Origin of the sequence: Chloroflexus sp. MS-CIW-1 (genome assembly GCF_030444705.1) — a bacterium.
Taxonomy (GTDB): domain Bacteria; phylum Chloroflexota; class Chloroflexia; order Chloroflexales; family Chloroflexaceae; genus Chloroflexus.
This window is the reverse complement of record NZ_JAUBWR010000002.1, coordinates 272,532-293,331: the sequence shown is the minus strand read 5'-3', so window position 1 is coordinate 293,331 and position 20,800 is coordinate 272,532. Positions and strand designations below refer to the sequence as shown.

21 protein-coding genes and 2 pseudogenes are annotated in these 20,800 nt (G+C 58.2%); 17 read left to right on the top strand and 6 right to left on the bottom strand.

Going from position 1 to position 20,800, the window contains the following annotated elements:
* Positions 1-303: 303 nt before the first annotated feature.
* Complete coding sequence (locus QTO31_RS14185) at positions 304-1,551, bottom strand: AAA-like domain-containing protein (protein ID WP_301429719.1); 1,248 nt, start codon at positions 1,549-1,551, stop codon at positions 304-306.
* Positions 1,552-1,574: 23 nt separating this feature from the next.
* On the bottom strand, positions 1,575-4,769 hold the full coding sequence (locus tag QTO31_RS14180) for a tetratricopeptide repeat protein (protein WP_301429718.1): 3,195 nt from the start codon (positions 4,767-4,769) through the stop codon (positions 1,575-1,577).
* A 193-nt stretch (positions 4,770-4,962) separates the two neighbouring features.
* Between QTO31_RS14180 and QTO31_RS14175 the strand changes: the two are divergent.
* The 5 genes and pseudogenes from QTO31_RS14175 to QTO31_RS14155 all read left to right on the top strand — a co-directional run.
* Positions 4,963-6,306: pseudogene (locus QTO31_RS14175) on the top strand (tetratricopeptide repeat protein); the annotation flags it as partial.
* A gap of 37 nt (positions 6,307-6,343) precedes the next feature.
* Positions 6,344-6,808 carry a tetratricopeptide repeat protein gene (locus tag QTO31_RS14170; protein ID WP_301430296.1) on the top strand — a complete coding sequence of 155 codons (465 nt, stop codon included), beginning with the start codon at positions 6,344-6,346 and terminating at the stop codon, positions 6,806-6,808.
* Between the two features lie 2 nt (positions 6,809-6,810).
* Entirely contained in the window at positions 6,811-7,974 is a 1,164-nt protein-coding gene (locus tag QTO31_RS14165) for an amidohydrolase family protein (protein ID WP_301430294.1), read from the top strand.
* The gene (locus QTO31_RS14160; RefSeq protein WP_301429716.1) at positions 7,971-9,194 is read left to right on the top strand and encodes an MFS transporter; all 1,224 of its coding nucleotides are present in this window, start codon (positions 7,971-7,973) and stop codon (positions 9,192-9,194) included. Before QTO31_RS14165 ends, QTO31_RS14160 begins: the two co-directional genes overlap by 4 nt.
* Positions 9,195-9,219: 25 nt before the next feature.
* Positions 9,220-10,020: an HAD-IIA family hydrolase gene (locus QTO31_RS14155; RefSeq protein WP_301429714.1), complete on the top strand. Its 801-nt coding sequence runs from the start codon at positions 9,220-9,222 to the stop codon at positions 10,018-10,020.
* Here QTO31_RS14155 and QTO31_RS14150 read toward each other — a convergent pair.
* The 3 genes and pseudogenes from QTO31_RS14150 to QTO31_RS14145 all read right to left on the bottom strand — a co-directional run bounded on the left by QTO31_RS14150 (position 10,017) and on the right by QTO31_RS14145 (position 12,700).
* Positions 10,017-10,301 (bottom strand): hypothetical protein, encoded by a 285-nt coding sequence (locus QTO31_RS14150; protein WP_301429712.1) that lies wholly within the window; start codon positions 10,299-10,301, stop codon positions 10,017-10,019. The genes QTO31_RS14155 and QTO31_RS14150 overlap by 4 nt on opposite strands.
* Positions 10,302-11,392: 1,091 nt before the next feature.
* A pseudogene (locus tag QTO31_RS19340) lies at positions 11,393-11,686 on the bottom strand (transposase); the annotation flags it as partial.
* 54 nt (positions 11,687-11,740) lie between these two features.
* Positions 11,741-12,700, bottom strand: a complete 960-nt coding sequence (locus QTO31_RS14145) for an integron integrase (RefSeq protein WP_301429711.1) — start codon at positions 12,698-12,700, stop codon at positions 11,741-11,743.
* A 227-nt stretch (positions 12,701-12,927) separates the two neighbouring features.
* Here QTO31_RS14145 and QTO31_RS14140 point away from each other — a divergent pair, with 227 nt between their 5' ends.
* The 11 genes from QTO31_RS14140 (at position 12,928) to QTO31_RS14090 (ending at position 18,949) form a co-directional block, all read left to right on the top strand.
* Complete coding sequence (locus QTO31_RS14140) at positions 12,928-13,173, top strand: GlsB/YeaQ/YmgE family stress response membrane protein (protein ID WP_301429709.1); 246 nt, start codon at positions 12,928-12,930, stop codon at positions 13,171-13,173.
* Between the two features lie 82 nt (positions 13,174-13,255).
* A complete protein-coding gene (locus QTO31_RS14135; RefSeq protein WP_301429710.1) occupies positions 13,256-14,272 on the top strand; it encodes a hypothetical protein in 1,017 nt (338 codons plus the stop codon).
* Between the two features lie 152 nt (positions 14,273-14,424).
* Entirely contained in the window at positions 14,425-14,670 is a 246-nt protein-coding gene (locus QTO31_RS14130) for a GlsB/YeaQ/YmgE family stress response membrane protein (protein WP_301429709.1), read from the top strand.
* 96 nt (positions 14,671-14,766) lie between these two features.
* Positions 14,767-15,498, top strand: a complete 732-nt coding sequence (locus QTO31_RS14125; protein WP_301429707.1) for a carbon-nitrogen hydrolase family protein — start codon at positions 14,767-14,769, stop codon at positions 15,496-15,498.
* Positions 15,499-15,573: 75 nt separating this feature from the next.
* Positions 15,574-16,386: a hypothetical protein gene (locus QTO31_RS14120; RefSeq protein WP_301429706.1), complete on the top strand. Its 813-nt coding sequence runs from the start codon at positions 15,574-15,576 to the stop codon at positions 16,384-16,386.
* A gap of 167 nt (positions 16,387-16,553) precedes the next feature.
* Complete coding sequence (locus QTO31_RS14115; RefSeq protein WP_301429705.1) at positions 16,554-16,691, top strand: hypothetical protein; 138 nt, start codon at positions 16,554-16,556, stop codon at positions 16,689-16,691.
* 144 nt (positions 16,692-16,835) lie between these two features.
* Positions 16,836-18,026, top strand: coding sequence for a hypothetical protein (locus QTO31_RS14110; protein ID WP_301429703.1), 1,191 nt, complete (start codon positions 16,836-16,838; stop codon positions 18,024-18,026).
* 25 nt (positions 18,027-18,051) lie between these two features.
* Positions 18,052-18,267, top strand: coding sequence for a hypothetical protein (locus QTO31_RS14105; protein WP_301429702.1), 216 nt, complete (start codon positions 18,052-18,054; stop codon positions 18,265-18,267).
* 11 nt (positions 18,268-18,278) lie between these two features.
* Positions 18,279-18,530: a hypothetical protein gene (locus QTO31_RS14100; RefSeq protein WP_301429701.1), complete on the top strand. Its 252-nt coding sequence runs from the start codon at positions 18,279-18,281 to the stop codon at positions 18,528-18,530.
* Positions 18,502-18,690 (top strand): type II toxin-antitoxin system HicB family antitoxin, encoded by a 189-nt coding sequence (locus QTO31_RS14095; protein WP_035419501.1) that lies wholly within the window; start codon positions 18,502-18,504, stop codon positions 18,688-18,690. The genes QTO31_RS14100 and QTO31_RS14095 overlap by 29 nt, the downstream gene beginning before the upstream one ends.
* A gap of 37 nt (positions 18,691-18,727) precedes the next feature.
* Positions 18,728-18,949 (top strand): DUF2283 domain-containing protein, encoded by a 222-nt coding sequence (locus QTO31_RS14090; protein WP_031460328.1) that lies wholly within the window; start codon positions 18,728-18,730, stop codon positions 18,947-18,949.
* Between the two features lie 173 nt (positions 18,950-19,122).
* On the opposite strand, the gene QTO31_RS14085 is transcribed toward QTO31_RS14090, so the two are convergent.
* Positions 19,123-20,418, bottom strand: coding sequence for a hypothetical protein (locus QTO31_RS14085; RefSeq protein ID WP_301429698.1), 1,296 nt, complete (start codon positions 20,416-20,418; stop codon positions 19,123-19,125).
* A gap of 107 nt (positions 20,419-20,525) precedes the next feature.
* Between QTO31_RS14085 and QTO31_RS14080 the strand changes: the two genes are divergently transcribed.
* A complete protein-coding gene (locus QTO31_RS14080; protein ID WP_301429696.1) occupies positions 20,526-20,762 on the top strand; it encodes a HEPN domain-containing protein in 237 nt (78 codons plus the stop codon).
* Positions 20,763-20,800 lie beyond the last annotated feature (38 nt).

Sequence of the window (20,800 nt, the reverse complement as noted above, 5' to 3'; positions counted from 1 at the left end):
ACCCGCATGCTGGGTGCGCGGGCTTGCAGCCCGCATACAGCGATACACCACCTGGGAGCGCGGGCTTCCAGCCCGCATGCCGGGTGCACAGGCATTGCGCCCGCATACAGCGATACACCCCATCACCCCTGCACCGCCTGGGTGCGCGGGCTTCCAGCCCGCATGCCGGGTGCACAGGCATTGCGCCCGCATACAGCGATACACCCCATCACCCCTGCACCGCCTGGGTGCGCGGGCTTCCAGCCCGCATGCCGCGAGCTGAGGGCCATACATGGCAGCGGCAATGGGTTCTTGATCAGTCCCTCACATCCTGATAAATGCCTCAACTGCCGCCTTCACAAACGTGCTGATTCCATTCTGCAACAGTGGCTTAAGCGCTGCCAACGCTTTGCCGATCGCTTCGCGTTCACTCTGTCTCAGATAACCTTCCCACTGTTGCGCCCGTAACCACGCCGCTATATCGGGGTTGGCAGGTCGCAGGAGACGAGTCAGTTCTTCGGCCAGAAACCACGTCATCATGGCGCTGGTTGGGGTGGCGCCACAACGTTTTGTAGCATCCTCGCGGAGGAAGCCGCGCTGTATGATCTGACGCTGTTCAGGTCCGACGTCGGGCAGATCATCGAGCAAACGGTTCACATCAAATTCACGCTGCGAAAGCAGACCCGGCATTGCTTCCAGCGCAGCCATTGTAAACGCCATTTGCTGGTACGGCGACCAGAGCCGCCAGGTATCGCGCAGGATACTTTCAACCTGGTGAAACGCTTGCCAAACGACCGCTTCGCAGTATTGCGCAGGGTCGCGTTGTTCGGCGTGCATCTCATACCAGAAGTGTGCAGCAACCTGCAAGATGTACGGATGCCCGCCACTCAGATCGGCCAGGTACTGCTGTTCCTTCTCAGAGAAAGAAGCTTTCGCTAAGAGCTGCTCAACATCTTTGTCGGTAAAGGTGCTGACCGTGATCTCCTCCATGAAATTGAAGTAAGGCGAGCCGGTACGACTATACTCTTGGGTGCTGGAGTTAAGCGTATCAGTAGATTGACGGGCAGCGATGATGAGCACAAGCGAGTTGTAGCGGGAGGCCAGAGAGCGTAGCCCACCGTAGAATTCAGCACGGCTTAAGCCCGGTTCGTGCAGGATGCGATCAAATTCATCAAGGATCAGGATCAGCTTCCGGTCTTCCTTTTCCAGTTGCAGAAACAGGCGTTCGAGCAAGAAGGTGCCGAATTGTTCGCGCTTCGCCGAATCGTAAGCCTGGCGCACTGATGGGAGATGCCTGATCGACTCCAGTGCTGCCTGCCAGAATTGCGGTACACGCCACCCCGTCAGAGCATATGCATCGAGGTAGCATACATGAGAGCGCTCCGACTCCGGAAAGCCCTCAATGTCGTTCTTCACAGCCAACAGGAGTGATGTCTTCCCCATACGGGGTTCACCGGTTATCAGCGTTGATCGCCCCTGTTGCAGCGCCCTGCGCAACCGTTGTCGCTCGCGCTGCCGCCCAATGAATGAGGCGCCACGCACCGGGTTGCCGAATACGAATGGGTTCTCCATGCGCACTGCCTCCAGGTCTCAGTTCAATAGGGCCAGACCGGTCGCGGCCATCGCCCACTACTCAGCCAGACTAGCCCGCCACTGCTGGCGAAGAGCAGGTAGAGCCAGCTCATGATGAGCATCAAGAACAGCCAGAGACGGGCTTGTCGTTCAGATTTCATCTTGTCTGCGAGATCCAACATACGAGATATCACGCCGAACGTCACGCTGCCCGCCACGCCGCCCGCCCCGACGCCCGCCACGCCGCCCGCCAAGTCGCCCGCCACGATGCCCACGATGCTCGCCACGCCGGCCATCACGCTGAGCACCACGCCGAGCGCCACGCCGACCGCCACGCCGAGCGCCACGCCGCCCGCCACGCCGAGCGCCACGCCGACCGTCACGCCGCCCGCCACGATGCCCGCCATGAAACCCCACACTTCGCTCACGTCATCGAGAAGATCGCTCAGCAGCCAGAATAGTAACCAGACCAGACCGGTCAACAGGGGCATCCAGCCTCGTAACTGCCATATCCAGGTACGCTGCGTCTGTTCAAGGAATGCAGCCGACGGCTCTCCCATCAACCCAAAACTGAACCCCAGAGTCACGATGAACAGCGGACCGAAGGATAGCAGGTAGACCAATCGACTTCCTACCAGTTCTGTATTGCCGTAGGTTTTCTCGTAATCGTCAATTGTTGCTGGCCGCATAAAAATCCACCACAGCAGGCGCAGCCAGTCGAAAGGGTTCCAGCGCGAGAGTTGGGGGAGTGATTTGAACCGGTCAATGGTATCATCGCGTTGTTTCAGGTCGCGCCGGAGGCTGGCGATGGTATCATCGCGCTGTTCCAGGTCGCGCTGCTGTCGGCTGATGGTGGCATCGCGTTGCTCCAGGTCGTGCCGGAGGCTGGCGATGGAGGCATCGCGCTGCTCCAGGTCGCGCTGCTTTTGGCTGATAGTGGCATCGCGCTGCTCCAGGTCGCGCTGCTTTTGGCTGATAATGGCATCGCGCTGCTCCAGGTCGTGCTGGAGGCGGGCGATGGTGGCATCGCGCTGCTCCAGGTCGTGCTGGAGGCGGGCGATGGTGGCATCACGCTGCTCCAGGTCGTGCTGGAGGCGGGCGATGGTGGCATCGCGCTGTTCCAGGTCGTGCTGCTGTCGGCTGATGGAGGCATCACGCTGCTCCAGGTCGTGCCGGAGCCGGGCGATGGAGGTATCGCGTTGCTCCAGGTCGCGCCAGAGGCTGGCGATGGTGGCATCGCGCTGCTCCAGGTCGTGCTGGAGGCGGGCGATGGTGGCATCGCGCTGCTCTCGTTCCGCTTTTGGATCGCTACCGGTGACTGCCTGGTACAAATACCGACTGGCTTCTTCGTAATCGGGGTCAAGGGCAACGACTTCGGCCAGCAGCCGTTTGGCAGCAACAGGGTCGTGTTGTTGCAACGCACCCAATGCCTGTCGGTAATACTCGTCGAGAAGTATCGCCCGTTCCACCGTGTCCAGCTCGTGCTGCCAGTTATGATCAGCAGGGTAGGCTTCCATCAACGCCTGTATCCGCGATTTAGCCGTAATGTAGTCGCGGACTACCTTGAGCTGTGCAAGTTCGACCAGTGCCCGTTGAACTTCGTGCTGGCGGATGCGGGTGCGGACGCGGAGAATAGCTTGCTCGTCCGCCGCCTGTTCATACGCTTGCAATGCCTCGTCTAGCCGACCCTGCGCTTCATGGTCGGCGCCGATCTGCCGGTACAGGTTGCTGCGTTCTTTACGAATATCGGAGTCGTCTGGTATTCGCTCTGCGGCTTTGTCAACAATTGCCCGTCGTTGTTCCGAGTTGGCGGCACGCTGAAGCTGATCCAGGTAGACCTGTTTGAGGCGGGGATATGCTCGTCCGGGCGCGATGTCAAATAGCCTTTCTAGCGTCTGTTGCGCTTCGTCAAGACGGTTATCGATCAGCAACAGCTCGGCCAGCAACTCCAGGGCGCCCGTATGGTTGGGGTTGAGCTTGATGGCCTGACGTACATCTGTCTCAGCTTCCTGATACTGTTGACTTTGATACAGCAGACGGGCCGCCTCGTACCGATTGTCAGCCAAAGGAATGATCCGATCCAGCTCATTCCAGGTTCGGTCAAGTGGTTTGCGCGTCGCAATCCATTGGCGCAGCAACTCCACTCGAAACCGGTAACCACCGTTGGCCGTTGTGAGAATATCCCATTCTTCCAGCTTCTTCGGTGCGTCACTCAGCTCGCGTAACACAATGCGGACGCCGCTGTCATTTAACCTCTTCACCAATTGGGTTTCATCAACACAGTCTGCTCCCAACTCAGCCAGCGCAGCCGCAGCAACCTTTTCCGCCGCACCCAGGCCACCCCAGATCCATTCAAACGCATGGGTGCTCGCTTCGAGCGTTTGCTCGACTGCTGCTGCCACATCAGATGCCCGGACCGGCTGTGGTGTATCAGATCGTTCATACGCTGCTTCCCACACCTGGCTACATAACGCCTGCGTCAGAAAGGGATGACCACCGGTGAGCCGCCAGACCGCCTGAACCGCATCATCGTTCCATTGCAGGCTACCATCCCGCTCGGATATACGTATCAGAGCAATGGTGTCTTGTTCTGTCAGGAACGACACCCGTATATTCTGTACATCCTTCAACAACCCGTGGACGAAGATGTCCAGGTCTTCGATGTTACGTCCGAGCGTCAGCACGAACTTCAGCCATGGTTGTTCGCTCTGAAGCTGGAAGAGTTCATGCAGATATCTGAGAATTCGCCTCCTGCCTTCGTTCCTGTCTTCGTTCCTGTCTTGCGGATCGGCCAGAATATCGAATTCGTCGAACAATAGCACCAGCATTGCCTGTGGTGCGAGGTGTTCACGCAGGCCGGGCAAAAATGTGGTGCGAAACGACTCGGTCAGGGGTGAAGCCAGGTTTGGTTCAGACAACTTGAGGTGGTGAGCAATTTTGTGGGCCAGCTCGTGGAGCACACGATCGAGCCGAACATCAGCCAGCGGCATCAGGTCGAAGAGGACAGGGATGTACGCTCCCTGCTGCGGGAGATTGGTCTCCAGATATTGGAGGATTGAGGTCTTGCCAACGCGACGCTGACCGTAGATGGTTATCGCGTGCTGGTGCGGATTGCGCAGAAAACGCTCGATCTGGCGCAGCACAGCCTCACGGCCAATGAAGTTTTGTGTCTTCCCAACCGGCTTTCCTGCAATGTAAGGGTTCACAGGCATGGTCATGATGTTCGACGATGTATGCCGATCTCCTGTACTACCCAAGAGTGTAGTGAGCAGGAGTACAGAATGGTAACGCTCAATTATACCATGGCCTGTAGCTGATGTTCAAGGCGTGGTCAAACGTCAGCATAACCCCCTGTACTATTGTTTCACTGCCGGGATCGTGCTATACTGCGATCCGATCCTGGGCGGAAGAATGCCCACTGTTGTCCGAACGACCATGAGTGAACCTGCGAACCCCCGCCAACGCGCCGCGCAGTTGATCGACGAAGGAATTGCGGCGATCCGCGCTGGCGACCAGATGCGTGCCCGCCAGTTGCTCAGTCAGGCAGTGCAACTTGACCCACAGAACGAACGTGGATGGTTATGGCTTTCCGGTGCACTGCCGGATGCCGCCCAGCGCCGCTATTGCCTGGAGCGCGTGCTTGCCATTAATCCGCAGAACGAAGTGGCAAAACGCGGATTGGCAAGCCTTACGTCCGCCGCTCCACCGGCAGCGCCGTCTGCAAGCGCATCGAAACCGACCACGCCTCCGCGCTCACAACCCGTCTTCGACCCGCTCGCGCCAGATGTTACGGCGAAACGCGACCGACCAACCAGTGCGCCCTCGCCAGCTGCATCCGTTGCTTCGTCGCCTCCCCCCGCGCCGCGACCATCTGCTCAGGCAACCGGCAGCGCTGCAACCGGAACGCCAGAGTCGGCAGAAAGCGCCAGACGCGCTGCCAGCACGCACCCCCTTCCTGGCAGCGCTCCCCCTGCAACGCCGAAGCCAGCAGAACCACGGCAACGCCTGCCAGAGTCGCCCCCTGCGGCGTCACCCGTCGATCCGCTGGCATCGCTGCGTCCCGGTTCAGGCGCAAAACGCAGCTCGCTGCTGCGTCGTCCCGGCGTACCCGGCAAGATTGAGACCAGCGCAACACCGACAGACACAACGACCGTTCAGCCGAAGAAACGCTCGCGCACCCTCGTTGTCGCCCTTTTGAGTGTGCTGGTGGTGGTTGCGCTCCTGATCGTCGGCAGTGTGTATCTGTATCCCGAACTGTTCACGCCATTGCGATCACCTGAAGAAGCGTCCGCACCAACTGCGGAACCCGAACCAGCCTCACCCACACCGGTTCCCACTCCGACGAGCATTCCAACGGCAACGCCCCTTCCAACCCCAACGCCAGCAGACGTCCGCGAACTGATCCGCGAAGCCAATGAACTTGCCGCAAGCGGTAGCCTTGGGCAGGCAGTCGAACGCTACACCGAGGCGATCCGTGCCGATCCATCCCCCTTCGAGGCATACTTCGGACGCGCGCAGGTCAACTTCAACCTGTCGCTCTTTCAGAGCGCCATCGATGACTTCACCAAAGCGCTTGCTCTCGATCCGGACAATGTCGAAGCGTACCATCAGCGTGCTCGCGCGTTCTACCGTCTGAACCAGTACGATGCAGCTATTCGCGACTTTACCGAGGCGCTGGAGCGCGACCCCAACAATGATGTCATTCTGATGCGACGTGGCGTTGCCTACCGCGACAATCGACAGTACGACGAGGCGCTGGCAGATTTCGATCAGTCGCTGCAACTGAACCCGGATGTCAGTTTTACCTACTACCACCGGGCGCTGCTGTTCCAGGCAACCGGTGAATTCGACCGCGCGCGCCGATTTCGACCGTGCACTGACCATTGCACCGGAGTATCGCCTGGCGTTCGTTGGGCGCGGACTGCTGCGATTGGAACAGCGCGATGCACGCGGCGCGCTCAGCGATTGTTCGCGCGCTATCGAACTCGACGCCACCGAGATCGACGCCTACCTCTGCCGCGCCAGAGCGGCGATTGCCCTCAGAGATTATCGCACCGCCATCGCCGATCTCGATGTCGTCATTGCGCGCGACCCCGACAACGCCGATGCCTATCGAGAACGGGGCAGAGCGCACCAGGCGCTGCGCGACGTCGCCGAAGCGCGGGCGGATTATCAGCGTGCAGCCGAGTTGTACCGCACACAGCGGCGCACCGAGGACCTTGCGGAAGTGGAGAAGTTGCTTGCTGCATTAAGGTAGCCGTGCGCATCGACATCCACATCCATTTTCAACCGCCTGAATTGATCGCGTACCTGGCAACGCACGCAGGACGTGAACCCTACTGGGCGCTGTTGCTGGCGCCCGACCCGACAACGGGGCGCCCCCCTGTTGCTCCTGACGCCGATCGCATGCTCGTCGATATGGATCACGCTGGCATTGATCGTGCCGTGATCCAGGGCGAATACTACCGTCAGCATGAGTCGTGCGTTGCTGCCAATGATCGCGCACTGGCGCTGCAACGCCGATACCCTGAACGGTTGCTGGTCTTTGCAACCGTACAGCCCACCGATGAACGCGCGCTTGATGAAGTGCAACGCTGCGCTGCAGCAGGCGCAGTCGGCATCGGCGAACTCAACCCATATGCGCAGGGATTTCGGCTCGACTCACCAGCATTCCTGCGCCTGGCGGAATGCTGTATCGACCTCAACCTGCCGATCCTGCTCCACGTGAACGAACCGGTTGGACGCTACTACCCTGGTAAAGCTGTCACGCCACTGGTGCAGTACTACGACCTGGCAGTGCGCTATCCGGAACTCAAACTCATCCTGGCACACTGGGGCGGCGGGCTGCTCTTCTACGAACTGATGCCGTCGGTACGCCGCGCACTGCGCAATGTCTGGTACGATACGGCAGCATCGCCGCTTCTCTATCTGACCGCCGATGTTATGGCGGTGGCGCTGCGATGCCTGTCGTCCCATAAAATCCTGTTCGGCAGTGATTATCCGCTGCCGCTCTATCCGCGCCGATCGCGTGAACCCGATATGTCCGCCTTTCTCAACGAAATCATTGCGCTGGACATCGTCCCAGACGTTCGCGATGACATTCTCGGACGCAATGCCGCCCGCCTGCTGGGATTGATTCCGCCCGCCGGGGGATCACCAGAAAACCCCGCACCACACCAGAAAACCTTGCCTCTGCCGCATCTTCCTATCACAGCAACCACGCCAGTCGCCGCTATCGCCGCAGCATGGCCCGCAACCCGCGCAATCCTTGACGCATACGGCATCCCGTGGGAAACGGTCGAGGTTCCGTTCTGGGAACCGCTGCATCAGGCGGCGGCAGCGCGTGGTATCGGACCGGAACGTCTGGCGCAACTGATCAACGACCTCGATACCGCCATTCGCCATGAGAACGAGACGCCATGAATCGCGCACTTGCGGTCTTTATCCTCTTTGGCATCGGCTACTTCCTTTCGAACTTCTTCCGCGCCGCCAATGCGGTCATTGCCGGCGACCTCATGCGTGACCTGGGACTGAGCGCCGCTGACCTGGGAATGATGACCAGTCTGTTCTACGCCGGATTTGCTACGGTCCAGCTGCCTCTTGGCGTCGCTCTGGATCGCATCGGTCCGCGTATCGCAGTGCCGTCCCTGATGCTGATGACAGTCGTCGGATGCCTGTTATTCGCCACTGCAACGGCGCTGCCACAGGTGGCAGTTGGGCGCACCCTGATCGGTATCGGCATGGCAGGCAACCTGATGGGCGCCGTCAAGGCGTTTGGCGTCTGGTTTCCACCACACCGGGTGGCGACATTCACCGGCCTGATGGTGGGGATTGGGGCGCTGGGTGCACTGGTGGCGGCAACACCGCTCGCGTGGCTGAACCAGCAGTTTGGCTGGCGGGCTGTGTTTCTCGGTGGCGCTGGCGTCGTTCTGCTGAGCGCAGCTGGCATCGCCCTCGGCGCCCGGAACGCACCGCCAGGTGTGCCCTGGTGTGCAACGTCTGATGCCGCCGATGATGGATTTGGCCGGATTTTCCGAAACAGCCAGTTCTGGCGCATTGCGCCGCTCAACTTTGTCTGGCTCGGGACGATGCTTTCTGTCCAGACTCTATGGGCGGGACCCTACCTCTTCGATGTGTTGCGCCTGCCGCAGATCGAAACCGGCAACCTCCTGTTGCTCATCAGCGCCGGTGTTGCGACTGGGTATGCGAGTTGCGGCGCACTGGCAGACACCTTTGGCGTGCGACGCACCGTGCAGGGAGGCATGGTGCTCTTTCTCGCATTGCAAACACCTCTGCTGTTACCTGTACCGCTGCCGCCGCCAGCGCTTGCGGTCGCATTCTTCATGTTCGGGTTCACTGGCGCATTCAACCTGCTGATGCTCACCGAAGTCCGCATCCTGTTTCCGCCGTCCATGGCCGGGCGCGCCGTGACGGCCGTCAACCTGTTCGGCTTCACCGGCGCCACGGCGATCCAGTGGGGGATGGGTGTCATTATCGGCGCATTCACGCCGGATGAGGCAGGACGCTATCCTGTGGAAGCCTACATCGCCGCCTTTGGTGCGGCCCTGGCGATCAACATCGCCGTCTTCCTCTGGTATCTGACGCCGGTTGCGGTGCAGAAGGGGTTGAAGGCGGAAGGTTGAGGGTAAACGCGGGGAACACAGCACGATGCCACTTCTACGCTACAGCGCATACATCTTCGATCTCGATGGAACGATGTACCTGGGTGACGCACTCCTGCCCGGCGCTGCCGAAACCATCGCCCGTCTGCGCACCAGCGGGTCGAAGGTTCTGTTCCTCTCCAATAATCCGACCCGCACGCGCGCCCAATACGCGGCAAAATTGACTGCGCTCGGCATTCCGACCACGCCGGATGCGGTGATCAACTCATCGTATGTGATGGTACGCTGGTTACAGGCAGAAGCGCCGGGCAGCCGGATTTTCGTTATCGGAGAACAACCGCTCTGCAGCGAACTGGCTGCCGCCGGTTTCGACCTGGCGACAGATGCTGGCGGTGTTCAATTCGTCATTGCATCATTCGACCGCACCTTCACCTATCGCAAGTTGCAGATCGCATTCGATGCCATTCGCGCCGGAGCGCGCTTCGTCGCCACGAATCCCGACCGCTACTGTCCGACGCCAACCGGCGGCGAACCGGATGCCGCAGCAATCATTGCCGCCATTGAAGCGTGCACCTCACATCCGGTCGAAGTGGTGGTCGGCAAACCATCGCCGATCATGGCGCAAACCGTCGCCGATATCCTGCAACTGCCGCCTGAACAGTGCCTCATGGTCGGCGACCGACTCGAAACCGATATTGCGATGGGACGCGCCGCTGGCATGGCGACTGCGCTGACCCTCACCGGCGCAACCGATCGCCGTGCGCTGATCGATTCGCCTGTTCAACCAGATTATGTCATCGAATCGGTTGGCGAACTGATAGGACAAACAGAGTACCTTGATTGCTAGTTCATGTTCGTACAGATGAGTGCAATGAGCGTTGCGTGCACCTTCAGTTCAAACCCGGCATTGGGACGTGCGTCAAGCCGCTCAATGCCCATCGTCTCCAGGTGACGGTTGACCGTCTCAATCGGATGACGATACGCGCGCACTTCGATGGCGTCCATACCCCAGGCGTGTGGACGCATGTTCGCCCAGCGCACCTGTACGGGCGCAGCGCCGCTGCGCACCCCCGTCTCCGCCAGGATGCTGGCCTCATCAGCCGCGCTGTTGGAGGCTGTATCGCCCAACAGCCGCGCCCCGGCGGGCAGGCCATACGCACCCCCCCAGTCCCCCCCGTGCGCGGGGGGTTCGGGGGGGTCGTCAGGTCGTGCACCCCTGCGGGCAGCATCTGAACGCGTACGGGCACGCCATCCGGGCGGCAGACGAGATGCACGCGCCATCCAAAGAACGTCTCCCGTTTGGCGGCGCACGACCCGCAGCATGCGCGCCCGCGCACCTTCCGACAGCGCCGGGCGCGCACACGACGGCAGACTGGCAGGGGGAGGCTATCGATAATGAACCCGTCGCCCGTGGTGAACACCTCCCCCAACACTTCCGGAATCCAGGCCATCCAATCGGCGAGCTGATGCAGACGACGATTGAAGCGCGAGACGCTGATCCGCCCCGACAGATAGCCGCACCCGTGCATGATCTGCACCGCCCGTTCGTGATGACTGCCAACATACGTGGCGGCGACGACCGCAATCGTCAGCATCGCGGAGTCGGGCACCTGCGCCCGCCCATCACGGCGCTGCCCCAGGTGTTCCATCAGCATGTCGATCACGACAACAGCAGGTATCATCCAATAGGCGTCCATCGGCTCCTCCTGGCGATGATGGTGGTTTGGCACCCGCGATCGTGCCAGTGGTGTCGGTGGTCGTCAACTGGCAATCAAGGTAAACTGCGTAAGCAAAGCTTATTAGGAGATAAACATCTATAATTGGTTCAACCTTTATGGGAATTGCTAGAAATCCGCTCCTACCGCACGAGCCGTGGGGCTGAAGCCCTTGGCCAGGCAAGGCGAAGCCCGCCGGCGCGGGCGAGAGCGGAGTATTTCTTCAAAGTCCATGTGAGGTGCGCTGCGCCCCCGCGCCCCCTGTACGGGCGCAACAGCGCTGTGCTCCCCGTATGCGCTGCGTGCCGTCGGGCTAAAGCCTTCGGCTATGCAAGGCGAAGCTCGCTGGCGCGGGCTATTCCAGACAAAACTCCACCCGCGTTGCTCCGTCGTATCCGTGCCGATCCGTGTTCTATTCCAGCTTCTGGGGCAAAGCCTGTCTGCGCATAACGCGAACTCCAACGGCAACCCCATCGACCATCAACCATTGGCTATCGGCTACGATCAGCCCTCGGCTGTGCAAGGCGAAGCCCGCCTGTACGGGCTATGGCGGATTATGTATTTAAAGACCAGCATGGCAACGCGCAGTTCCGCCTCACGTCCCGATGCACGGCACACCTCCGTTCGGAGCGCATCAGTGTACCATGTCCAGGTCCCGTCCTGCCGCTGGCGACGAACGGAAGAATAGACCGTCTGCCGTGGCGGGATGTCGTGAGGAAGCATCCGCCAGGCGAACCCACGTGACAAGATGGAGACGATGGCACGCACCATCCCGCGGGAGGAATGCACCCGATAGCGCCCCTGAAGTGGAGATTTGGATGGTCATCCCGTCTCTGTAGCCAAAGGGCAGCCTCAGGTTCTGGAGGATAGGGGACCGCGTAAGCGTTTGCAGGCAGGCGCCTGGCCTTCAAGGGAATGCTGAGTGGTGCGAATATCGGCATGCCCCATGAGGTGTTGGATATCGTCGAGCTGGTAACCGGCCTCTTTAAGCCGGTGAGCGAAGGCAGCGCGCAGGGTGTGGGCGGTGGCGCGTTTGGTCATGCCTGCGGCATGGACAGCGGCGGTGATGGCCTTCTGAACACCGCTGGGGTGGAGGTGATGCCTCTTGACGACAAGGGTACGGGGGTCTACGGAGCGGTCACGGGAAGGGAAGACGTACTGCCATTCCCAGGAGGTGGCTGCTCCCGGATATTTGCGCGCCAGCGCTGGCGGCATGGAGACCGGAACGTCAAGGTGAACCTCATAAAGGCGGCGGACCCCCTCCAGGTGGGCGCGGAGGCGTTGGAGAAACCGCTCCTCGTCTGGGAGGAAGGTCACGCGGTCGCGGTTGGACTTGGTGTTGCGAACGGTGATGAGGGAGTTCTCAACATCGAGGTCCTGGATACGCAGGCGCAGCGCTTCGAGCAATCGCAGTCCGCTGCCGTAGAGAAGGCAGGCGACGAGGTAAGGCGTGCCGTCCAATTCGGCGAGGATGCGCAGGCATTCGTCATGGCTGAGGTAGGGCTGGACGTAGGTGCTTTTCTTGGCGCGCAGGGCGTGCACATCGCCGAGGGGGATGGCGAGAACTTCCTGGTAGAGAAACAGAAGGGCGGAGAGGGCCTGGTTTTGAGTAGAAGCAGAGACCTGCTCATGTACGGCGAGATGGGTAAGGAAGGCTTCGACCTCTGGCGCGCCCATGGTGGCGGGGTGGCGGAGTTTGTGGAAGCGAACGAAGCGTTCGTACCAATGGAGATAGGCTTTCTCGGTGCGGATGGAATAGCCGCGTAGGCGGATGGCGTCGCGGATGCGATCGGCCGGTTTTCTCTCTGGCATGATGGTGCCCCTACGTTGACGGAAATATCCGTTGATGATAGCATGAGCGCGTAAGCCCCTAATCAACTGTGGCTGTCGTATGGCATAACATAGAGAGTCACGCAAGATAACATAGAGAGTCGAGATAAGTACAAGTTAGGCCGCTAGGAATTTTTGAGCAGTCGGCATTTCGAGCATCCGTTACTGTGTTCTGCTAGTGGCCACCTTTTCAACGCAAGGAGAGCGCAATGAACTTCATCTGGTTTCTTATCGTCGGGATCATTGCCGGCTGGTTGGCTGGCGTCCTGGTTAAGGGCGGCGGCTTCGGCCTTATCGGCAATCTCGTTGTTGGCGTAGTCGGCGCCTTCATCGGCGGTTTTCTGTTCAGTCTCCTTGGCCTCGGCTCCAATGGCGATCTGATCGGCAGCATCGTGGTCGCCACCATCGGCGCGGTGGTGCTTCTCGTCATTGCTCGGGCCATTAAGCGAGCGTAGCGGCCTAACCATTCGTTCGAGCGGACGGCCCTTTCGGGCCGCCGCTCAACTCAAACGTTAGGCCACATTTCGAAGATGACAGATGAGCAACACTTCGCTTCACCATGTTGTCATTTATCACGATGAGACCAAAGATGTGCCTGGTCGAAATTTCAAGGGGCATGTTCTCTTTTTCGTGCCTGTCACATTATCAGTTAGAAGTGAGACACCACTTCTTGGGATTGCCGAAGAAGAATACCGCCCTCAGAAAATGTTCTTAACCGAACTGATCCGTTGTCGCCAAGAGTTTGCTTGCAATGGAAAATTACATTTTACTGAAATTAGCGGTCGAACTTGGAAGAAATATGATTACGCATACCAAAAAGCCATCACTCTTGCTGTAGACGCCCTGCGCAGTAAATCTCCTCAGATATTTCCCCGTCCACTAAATTGCAAAGTTGCTACAATTTTTTATCCAAAAGGCGCCGATTGGAATATATATGGCGGTGATTCGCGCAAAGAGCAAAAACTCAGGCACGATGAGACACTTCTGCGAATATTGCTTAAGGGCGCATGTCATTATCTCTATGATGCTTCTAATCCTGTTGAAGTGTTCAGGATAATTTCCGATGGTGACTCTGCTCACAGGCAGTTGGATGAAGACAGAATTGTTTGGCGATTGACCTATGATGGGAAAAGCCCTTTACGGGAGTATGTTGCCTTTTCTCCAGATGCCCTTATTACTCACTTACCATCTGATCACAATAAGCATCAGCCTGATACCGAAGATTATATGCATGCGAATTTTCTCCAAATTGCTGATCTTTTATTAGGATCCATAATGAGAGCCTGCTATGTTGGGGCTAAATCCGTCAGAACATTGCCGAAAATTGGAGAAGAGTGTGCTAAAAGAGATGTGATTACCCAACCAGTGAAAGAGATGCTCGAGAAAAAGAAACGTGGCGGTGGTTTTCGATATAGTGGGCATTACAGGTCTTTTTTAATAACACAGGTTACATTTACAAAAGACGGAATTAACTTCCAAGAAGTGCCAGTTGCTCAAATACAAGATGAAGATTCCTTGCAAATGTCGCTTTTCGATGAAAATAGTGTGGCCTAACACGCGCTTGCACCTGACGCCGCTCCGCTGCGCTACGCGGCGCAGGTGAAGCGCAAATCGTTAGGCCGCTAGGAATTTTTGAGCAGTCGGCATTTCGAGCATCCGTTACTGTGTTCTGCTAGTGGCCACCTTTTCAACGCAAGGAGAGCGCAATGAACTTCATCTGGTTTCTTATCGTCGGGATCATTGCCGGCTGGTTGGCTGGCGTCCTGGTTAAGGGCGGCGGCTTCGGCCTTATCGGCAATCTCGTTGTTGGCGTAGTCGGCGCCTTCATCGGCGGTTTTCTGTTCAGTCTCCTTGGCCTCGGCTCCAATGGCGATCTGATCGGCAGCATCGTGGTCGCCACCATCGGCGCGGTGGTGCTTCTCGTCATTGCTCGGGCCATTAAGCGAGCGTAGCGGCCTAACCATTCGTTCGAGCGGACGGCCCTTTCGGGCCGCCGCTCAACTCAAACGTTAGCCGTCTTACTCACTGTAATCAAGGGGCTGTAAGTTATGCGTGTTTGCCTTATCCCGCTCAAAACCGAACCTCGTAATCCCTCAGCAAACCTGGACCGCCTGGGGCAATGCCTTGAAGAGATAGCCCATTATCAGCCTGATTTGATTTGCCTGCCCGAATGTACTTTCACAGGTTACTTATACGAGGAAGATGACTTCAAGCAATTCGCCGAACCCATACCAGGGCCTATTACTGAACGAATGGGACAATCAGCCAGGAGATATACGACCTATCTTTGCTTCGGATTGTTGGAAGTTGCAGAATCTGGCGTGTACAATTCGGCCGTATTGTTAGATAGAAAGGGCAAAATCATTCTCAAGCACCGGAAGATCGAAGAAAAGCCGCCTTTTGTAAATGGTGATACTGTAAGCAGCGTTGATACCGAACTGGGACGGCTGGGTCTATTGATTTGCGGTGACTTGTTCAACGGGGATGTGATACGGGAATTGGAGCCCTCACTGAACTTGTTGATCGTGCCAATGGCACGCAGTTTCAATAAACGCTCGCCTGATGTTGAGCGGTGGATTTCCGAAGAGCGACAGGTGTATATAGAAGCCGTCAAAGCAGTGGGTGTTACCACGCTGATCGTAAATGCTCTTGAGATAAACACCGACGACCCATCTTTTGGCGGTGCAATGATTGTCAGCGCCGACGGAGAATTGTTGGCAGAGTCACCGCACGGCACAGATACTGTTCTGATGTGGGAGTTTGACAGAAACGGCGGCTAACCCGCGCTTTGAGCCGACAGCGCCTTCGGCGCTGCGGCTCAAGCGCAGATCGTTAGCCCGCTACGGTGACGTGGAATGAGCAAACATATCCTTTGCGGAATCGCATTAGTATTACTGCTCTTGAGCGGATGTGCTTCCAACCCTGATGTTCAAGTTGTTGAACTCAGCAAAAACACTGTTGTCTATGATGAGATAGTGCGCATCAACAACTGCGGCGGCAAAGGCGATAGCGAACAAACCAAGTTACGAGACTTTGCAACCACTGTTGAGTTTGGAGCGGGCGTTTCTGCGGGTTATCAATCCATTGTACAAGGTAGCCTTTCCGCTAAGTACAGCGAGTACCGAAATACATTTGGAAGCCAGCGTTTGGTTGCGCCGCCTGGGACGAATATGGAGTTTGTGTTACGCTGGTCTGATGATGTGCGGGCTGGAAACGTTCAGGTGAATGGCAAGAGTGGGACGTATGAAGTGCGTATCCCTGTTTCGGTGGAGCAAGTTTCAAGTCGGGATTTGGGGTGTGGAACAATGCAACAGAACACTCAACCTACACCAATATACCAGCCTATCCCTACACAACGAACTGCAGCCCCTCCATTAAACTGTGGAATGGGCACTCCCCTGCCGCACAGAGCACCAGTTGTTGGCCAGCCCTGGATTCTTCCCAGTGGTGGTTGGATAATCGTCAATTTTTGGTCTAATGAGCCAGGGGTTGACCAAACAGAACACAAGCTTCTACTTGGTCCAAATGATCCACGAACTCTTTTAGGTGGTGGCTCGGCTTGGCAGTGGCCAATAGAATGTGAAAGTGTTGTACGTGAAAATTATCGCAACAACCCACTTCCACCAATAACTCTTGAAGATCTTAGAGCACAAGGCTTAGTACGTTAAAAGAAAACGTTTAGGCTTGTTGATTTCAAGTTTGTGATGAAAGCGGGCTAACCTGCGCATCCAGCCGACAGTGCTCCGCTTGCTCCGCTTCGCTCCGCGCTGCGGCTGATGCGCGAGCCGTTGGGCGGCACAGCCCTATCACATTTACAGCCGTTTGGAGGTTGTTTATGCCCCAAGCCATTGCTAATCCTGAAGACCTGCGACGTTTTGCGGCTGAACTTAAGCAGTTCAACAACCAGTTACGCGAGAGCACCTCACGCCTGCAGGCCCAGTTCGTCCGCCTGGGCGATACCTGGCGCGACTAGGAACACCAAAAGTTCGCCCAGGAGTTTGAGCAGACGATGCGCGTGCTTGCGCACTTTATGCGCACCGCCGATGAGCATATCCCCTTCCTGTTGCGCAAAGCCCAGCGGATCGAGGAGTACCTGCAACAACGTTAAGGAGGGGCGATGTCTTCGGCTCACGTCCTGTCTATCCAGGCGTTGGAAGAATTCAAGGGACATCTGACTCGCTTCAACGCGCAGGCGCAGGAAATCCTCAACGCCGCCGAAATAGAAATCCGCCGCACACTGGACTGGCTGCAGGAACGGCTGAACTACTGGCGCAACGAGATCAACCGTCGGCGAGAAGTCTATAACCGCGCCTGGGCGGCTTATCAGCGTTGCCTGGAAAGCCGCCGTATGCGCGATAAGAACGGCAACGTCATCCAACACCCCTGCCCGGCAGAAGAAGCTGCTGTCCAGCGCGCGCGTCTTCATCTGGCCGAAGCGGAGGCCGAACTGCGTACCGTCCAGGAGTGGACCCGCCTGGTAGAAAGACAGGCTGATGAGTACCACCGTCAGGCGCAGCGACTCAAAGCCTGGCTGGATGGCGAACTGCCCAAAGCCAACGCCTTCCTGGAACGCAAGATTACCACGCTGCAATCCTACGTGGCAATGGGCATTTCCTCCGGCGGCTACGTGACCACTCCGCCGGCGCAGGCTGCAGGCGAGACCTTTGTTGCAGCCGTCGGGCTGGCCGCGCTGGGCGTGGGCTTGACCGCTGCCGCCATCGCCGTGACCCGCTGGCTGGCGACCGACGTGCGCCACGCGCTGGGCGCAGTGGGCGAAGAACTCTCGGCGCGCCTGGTGCGTGAGCAGCCCGGCTTCCAGGAACTCCCCTTCGACCAACCCAAACACGGCTTCGACCGCGTTTTCACCGCACCTGGACTGCCGCTCATCGTGCTAGAATCCAAAGTTGTAGGGGCGCACGGCCGTGTGCCCTTCCACCCTGGCCAGACCCGGCACGGTGAGCAAGGCTCGCCTGAATGGATTGCCGCCCAGACAGAGAAGATGGGTGACCCGACTTCGGCCCAGTGGAGTCCGACTAACGAGCGCATCGCCGCTCTGGTGAAGGAGTTGGGATCGGAGAACATCCCTGCCGTGGCGATGGTCATCCAGAGCGAGACGGGGCTGGCAGGCGTGTACGTGCGTCCCTCCGGCAGCGACGCCTGGCAGCCGCTGCGGGAGGGCGTTTCGCTGGCTGAAGCGCTGGCTGGAGCAAGCGGCGCGGGCAGCCATCCCAAAGCCGCCGGCAGCCCGGAGAGGGAGTGTGGTCCCGAGTCCATTGAAGGGATGATGGGCAGCCCGGAGCGAGGATGAGAACCACCTGTAACAGGAGAGAACTATGTCCAACCTGAACACTGCCATTTCCCAACTGGAGACCGAGTGGAAAGCCCTCGCCCTGCGCTGGGAGGAGACCAAAGAGGTGTGGACCGACCTGGTGCGCCGCGATTTTGAAAAGGAATACTGGGAAGTGCTGGTGCCCCAGCCGCCCGCCGTCCAGCGTGAGATGGAACGCCTGGCGCAGGTCATTGCCGAGGCGAGGAGAAGTGTGAAGTAGAGGAGGGGCAGATGTTGCACCGCCATCTTACCCACCAGCAATATACCCTGGCCGCTATCATCGCCCGCGGCAAGCGGCAGGATTGGGCCGAGTTGCGCAAGGCCGCCCTGGCCGATCGCGCCGTGCTGGAAAAATCTTGCGTGTCTGTCAGGCCCACGTGGCCGACCCTTACGCCCAGCGTTATCACTTTTGGAAAGCCTATGTCGAACGATACCTTGCCTGAAGGAGGCAGAAATGGTCAAGCAGTTCAAGATAATCGTTGAGAAACATCCTGATGGCTATGTAGCCTATCCGCTTGGATTGAAGGGTGTCGTGGTAGGAGAGGTGGATACTTACGAAGAAGCCCTGGCCGATGTGAAATCGGCAATCGAGTTTCACATAGAGACCTTCGGGCCGGAAACCGAGAACGCCGTCAAACTCTGACGCTCTCTGCTTCGAGTTTTAGTCAGGAGAGAAACCGATGAAAGTCACGTATGATCCCGAAGTAGATGCCCTGTATATCCGCCTGAGCGATGAACCGGTCGAGGTGACCACCCAGCGGTTGAGCGAAGAAGTCGCTATCAACGACGCTCCCGACGGGCGCATCGTGGGCATCGAGATTCTGGATGCCTCCGAATACATCTCTGGCCTGAAAACGGAGCGCAAGATTGCCCTGGAGAATCTCATCCCGATGATTGGGTAGGAGGATGCCGGGCTTTCACCGCCGAGACGCAAAACCAAGAACTTTCCTGGTAGATTTAGGGAAATCGAGTCATGACTTTCCTTTCCGCTAAAAGTTGCCAGCCTCGTGCGCTGGAATTGGCTTCCGGCAGGTTTGAGCCTTACAACATAACCTGTTTGTGCGTGCCAGACGGCCTACGTTGCCGCCATGTTGGCCGTTTTCAGCCATCGCGCCAGGTTTCCTTTGGGCACATGCCCCGTCACCGACTTCTTTTCGCGAAGGTGCCCCGGAAGATTGACATCTTTCGGAAATGGCTGGCCGATCAACAGGCGGCGGAAGCGCCCTGGCGTTCGGTGGGGTTTACGATCCCAGAAGCCGGTTGGGGGAGCGGGGAATGTGGCCGCCAGGAAACTCAACATTGAGCCAGCCAGGAGCGCCAATGCGGGCAAGCGTTGGACACGTTCCGGGTTGTGAACAAACTGACGGTGGGCGCCGACCATGTGCTTGGCACTCAACGGGATGTGCGCCACCGGCCAGCGGTCTTTGGAAATGGCCCGCACACTTTCTGGCTTGAGTTTGACAGGTGTCGCCAACAGCCAGGGCTGTTTGAAAGCCGGGTCGGAGATGGCGTACACGTCAAAAACCCGGTGCTGCGGGTCAGGCGTCACCTCGTTCACAACCAGGTCGCGCCAAATCTCGGCGCGCAGCCGACGTCCGTTCTCCTCCCAGGTGTATGTTTCGTCGGGTGGGGTGGCTGCCAGCGTGTTGCCGTTATACTGGCGCGGCAACGGTCGCACCAGCTTACCATCCTTCGCCTTGCGCCCGCGGTGATGGTCGGGGAGAACGTTGCGCCGTGCCGTGAAATTGGTCGCCAGGCGGATGACATAGCCCTCAATCCCCGTCTCTTGCAGAACGCTGATTTTCATCCCGGCATCCACCACCACCATTTCGTCTTCCCGAAGACCTTTCTGGACGTGTTCGAGCGTCATCTGCCACAAACCGTTCTCGCTCGTGTCTTTGGGATGTACCCGTTCAAAAGCCCGTGGCAGGGCCATCCGCTGCCCATTCAGTTCACCTACTTCCCCGCTGATGCCACAAATCACCGCCGGCAAAGCCCGATTGGCCGCCGGGTGATCGTGCTTGCTGGGGCATCTTTTCAGCGCTGGACGCCAAAACACCGTGATATCCACCGTCACCGGAACATATCCTTCGTAACGATGCTCCTGCCAGCCTTTCAATCCCATCACATATTCCCGCCACAGATGCAACAGCACGTCTATCTGCCAGGTGCCTTTGCGAAAGGCTACCCACGCCCTGCGAATGGCCGCATCCGACAATCCCGTTGCTTTCAGCGCCGGAAACATGGCTCCACGGTTCGGCAAGCGCGCCCCGCTCACCATCATCCCCATGAAATGGAACAGGGCAAGATTGGTCCCCACCAGAAGACGTTGAAGCAACGTAACCAAAACACTTGTGGTATGATTTGTCATGGTAATGGGCTCCTTGCTGTGGTCTTATGTTGGGTAACACAAGATTACCACGCATTGAACCCATTACCAACCTTTTTATCAACATCAGTTAGCGGAAACTAAAGGTCATGATCAATATTGAAAAACAGGTGGCTTATTGGCGAGACGGAGCGGTTGAAGATTGGGAAATCGCTCAGGAATTGATCGAACGCGGCAGAACACGCCATGGACTATTCTTTGTCCATTTGAGCCTGGAAAAGTTGCTCAAAGCTCATGTATGCCGTCATACCCAGGATTTGGCTCCCAGGCTCCATAACCTGTCCATAACCTGGTACGCCTGGCTGAACTGGCCGCACTTCCCCTGAGTCAGGCCTAGGTAGATGTCCTGGCGGAGATAAACGCC

Excerpts from the sequence above, each read along its gene's own strand:
- QTO31_RS14185 (WP_301429719.1), bottom strand. The coding sequence starts at position 1,551 with ATGGAGAACCCATTCGTATTCGGCAACCCGGTGCGTGGCGCCTCATTC.
- QTO31_RS14180 (WP_301429718.1), bottom strand. The coding sequence starts at position 4,769 with ATGACCATGCCTGTGAACCCTTACATTGCAGGAAAGCCGGTTGGGAAG.
- QTO31_RS14170 (WP_301430296.1), top strand. The coding sequence starts at position 6,344 with ATGTCAGTTTTACCTACTACCACCGGGCGCTGCTGTTCCAGGCAACCG.
- QTO31_RS14160 (WP_301429716.1), top strand. The coding sequence starts at position 7,971 with ATGAATCGCGCACTTGCGGTCTTTATCCTCTTTGGCATCGGCTACTTC.
- QTO31_RS14155 (WP_301429714.1), top strand. The coding sequence starts at position 9,220 with ATGCCACTTCTACGCTACAGCGCATACATCTTCGATCTCGATGGAACG.
- QTO31_RS14145 (WP_301429711.1), bottom strand. The coding sequence starts at position 12,700 with ATGCCAGAGAGAAAACCGGCCGATCGCATCCGCGACGCCATCCGCCTA.
- QTO31_RS14140 (WP_301429709.1), top strand. The coding sequence starts at position 12,928 with ATGAACTTCATCTGGTTTCTTATCGTCGGGATCATTGCCGGCTGGTTG.
- QTO31_RS14135 (WP_301429710.1), top strand. The coding sequence starts at position 13,256 with ATGAGCAACACTTCGCTTCACCATGTTGTCATTTATCACGATGAGACC.
- QTO31_RS14130 (WP_301429709.1), top strand. The coding sequence starts at position 14,425 with ATGAACTTCATCTGGTTTCTTATCGTCGGGATCATTGCCGGCTGGTTG.
- QTO31_RS14125 (WP_301429707.1), top strand. The coding sequence starts at position 14,767 with ATGCGTGTTTGCCTTATCCCGCTCAAAACCGAACCTCGTAATCCCTCA.
- QTO31_RS14120 (WP_301429706.1), top strand. The coding sequence starts at position 15,574 with ATGAGCAAACATATCCTTTGCGGAATCGCATTAGTATTACTGCTCTTG.
- QTO31_RS14115 (WP_301429705.1), top strand. The coding sequence starts at position 16,554 with ATGCCCCAAGCCATTGCTAATCCTGAAGACCTGCGACGTTTTGCGGCT.
- QTO31_RS14110 (WP_301429703.1), top strand. The coding sequence starts at position 16,836 with ATGTCTTCGGCTCACGTCCTGTCTATCCAGGCGTTGGAAGAATTCAAG.
- QTO31_RS14105 (WP_301429702.1), top strand. The coding sequence starts at position 18,052 with ATGTCCAACCTGAACACTGCCATTTCCCAACTGGAGACCGAGTGGAAA.
- QTO31_RS14100 (WP_301429701.1), top strand. The coding sequence starts at position 18,279 with ATGTTGCACCGCCATCTTACCCACCAGCAATATACCCTGGCCGCTATC.
- QTO31_RS14095 (WP_035419501.1), top strand. The coding sequence starts at position 18,502 with ATGGTCAAGCAGTTCAAGATAATCGTTGAGAAACATCCTGATGGCTAT.
- QTO31_RS14090 (WP_031460328.1), top strand. The coding sequence starts at position 18,728 with ATGAAAGTCACGTATGATCCCGAAGTAGATGCCCTGTATATCCGCCTG.
- QTO31_RS14085 (WP_301429698.1), bottom strand. The coding sequence starts at position 20,418 with ATGACAAATCATACCACAAGTGTTTTGGTTACGTTGCTTCAACGTCTT.
- QTO31_RS14080 (WP_301429696.1), top strand. The coding sequence starts at position 20,526 with ATGATCAATATTGAAAAACAGGTGGCTTATTGGCGAGACGGAGCGGTT.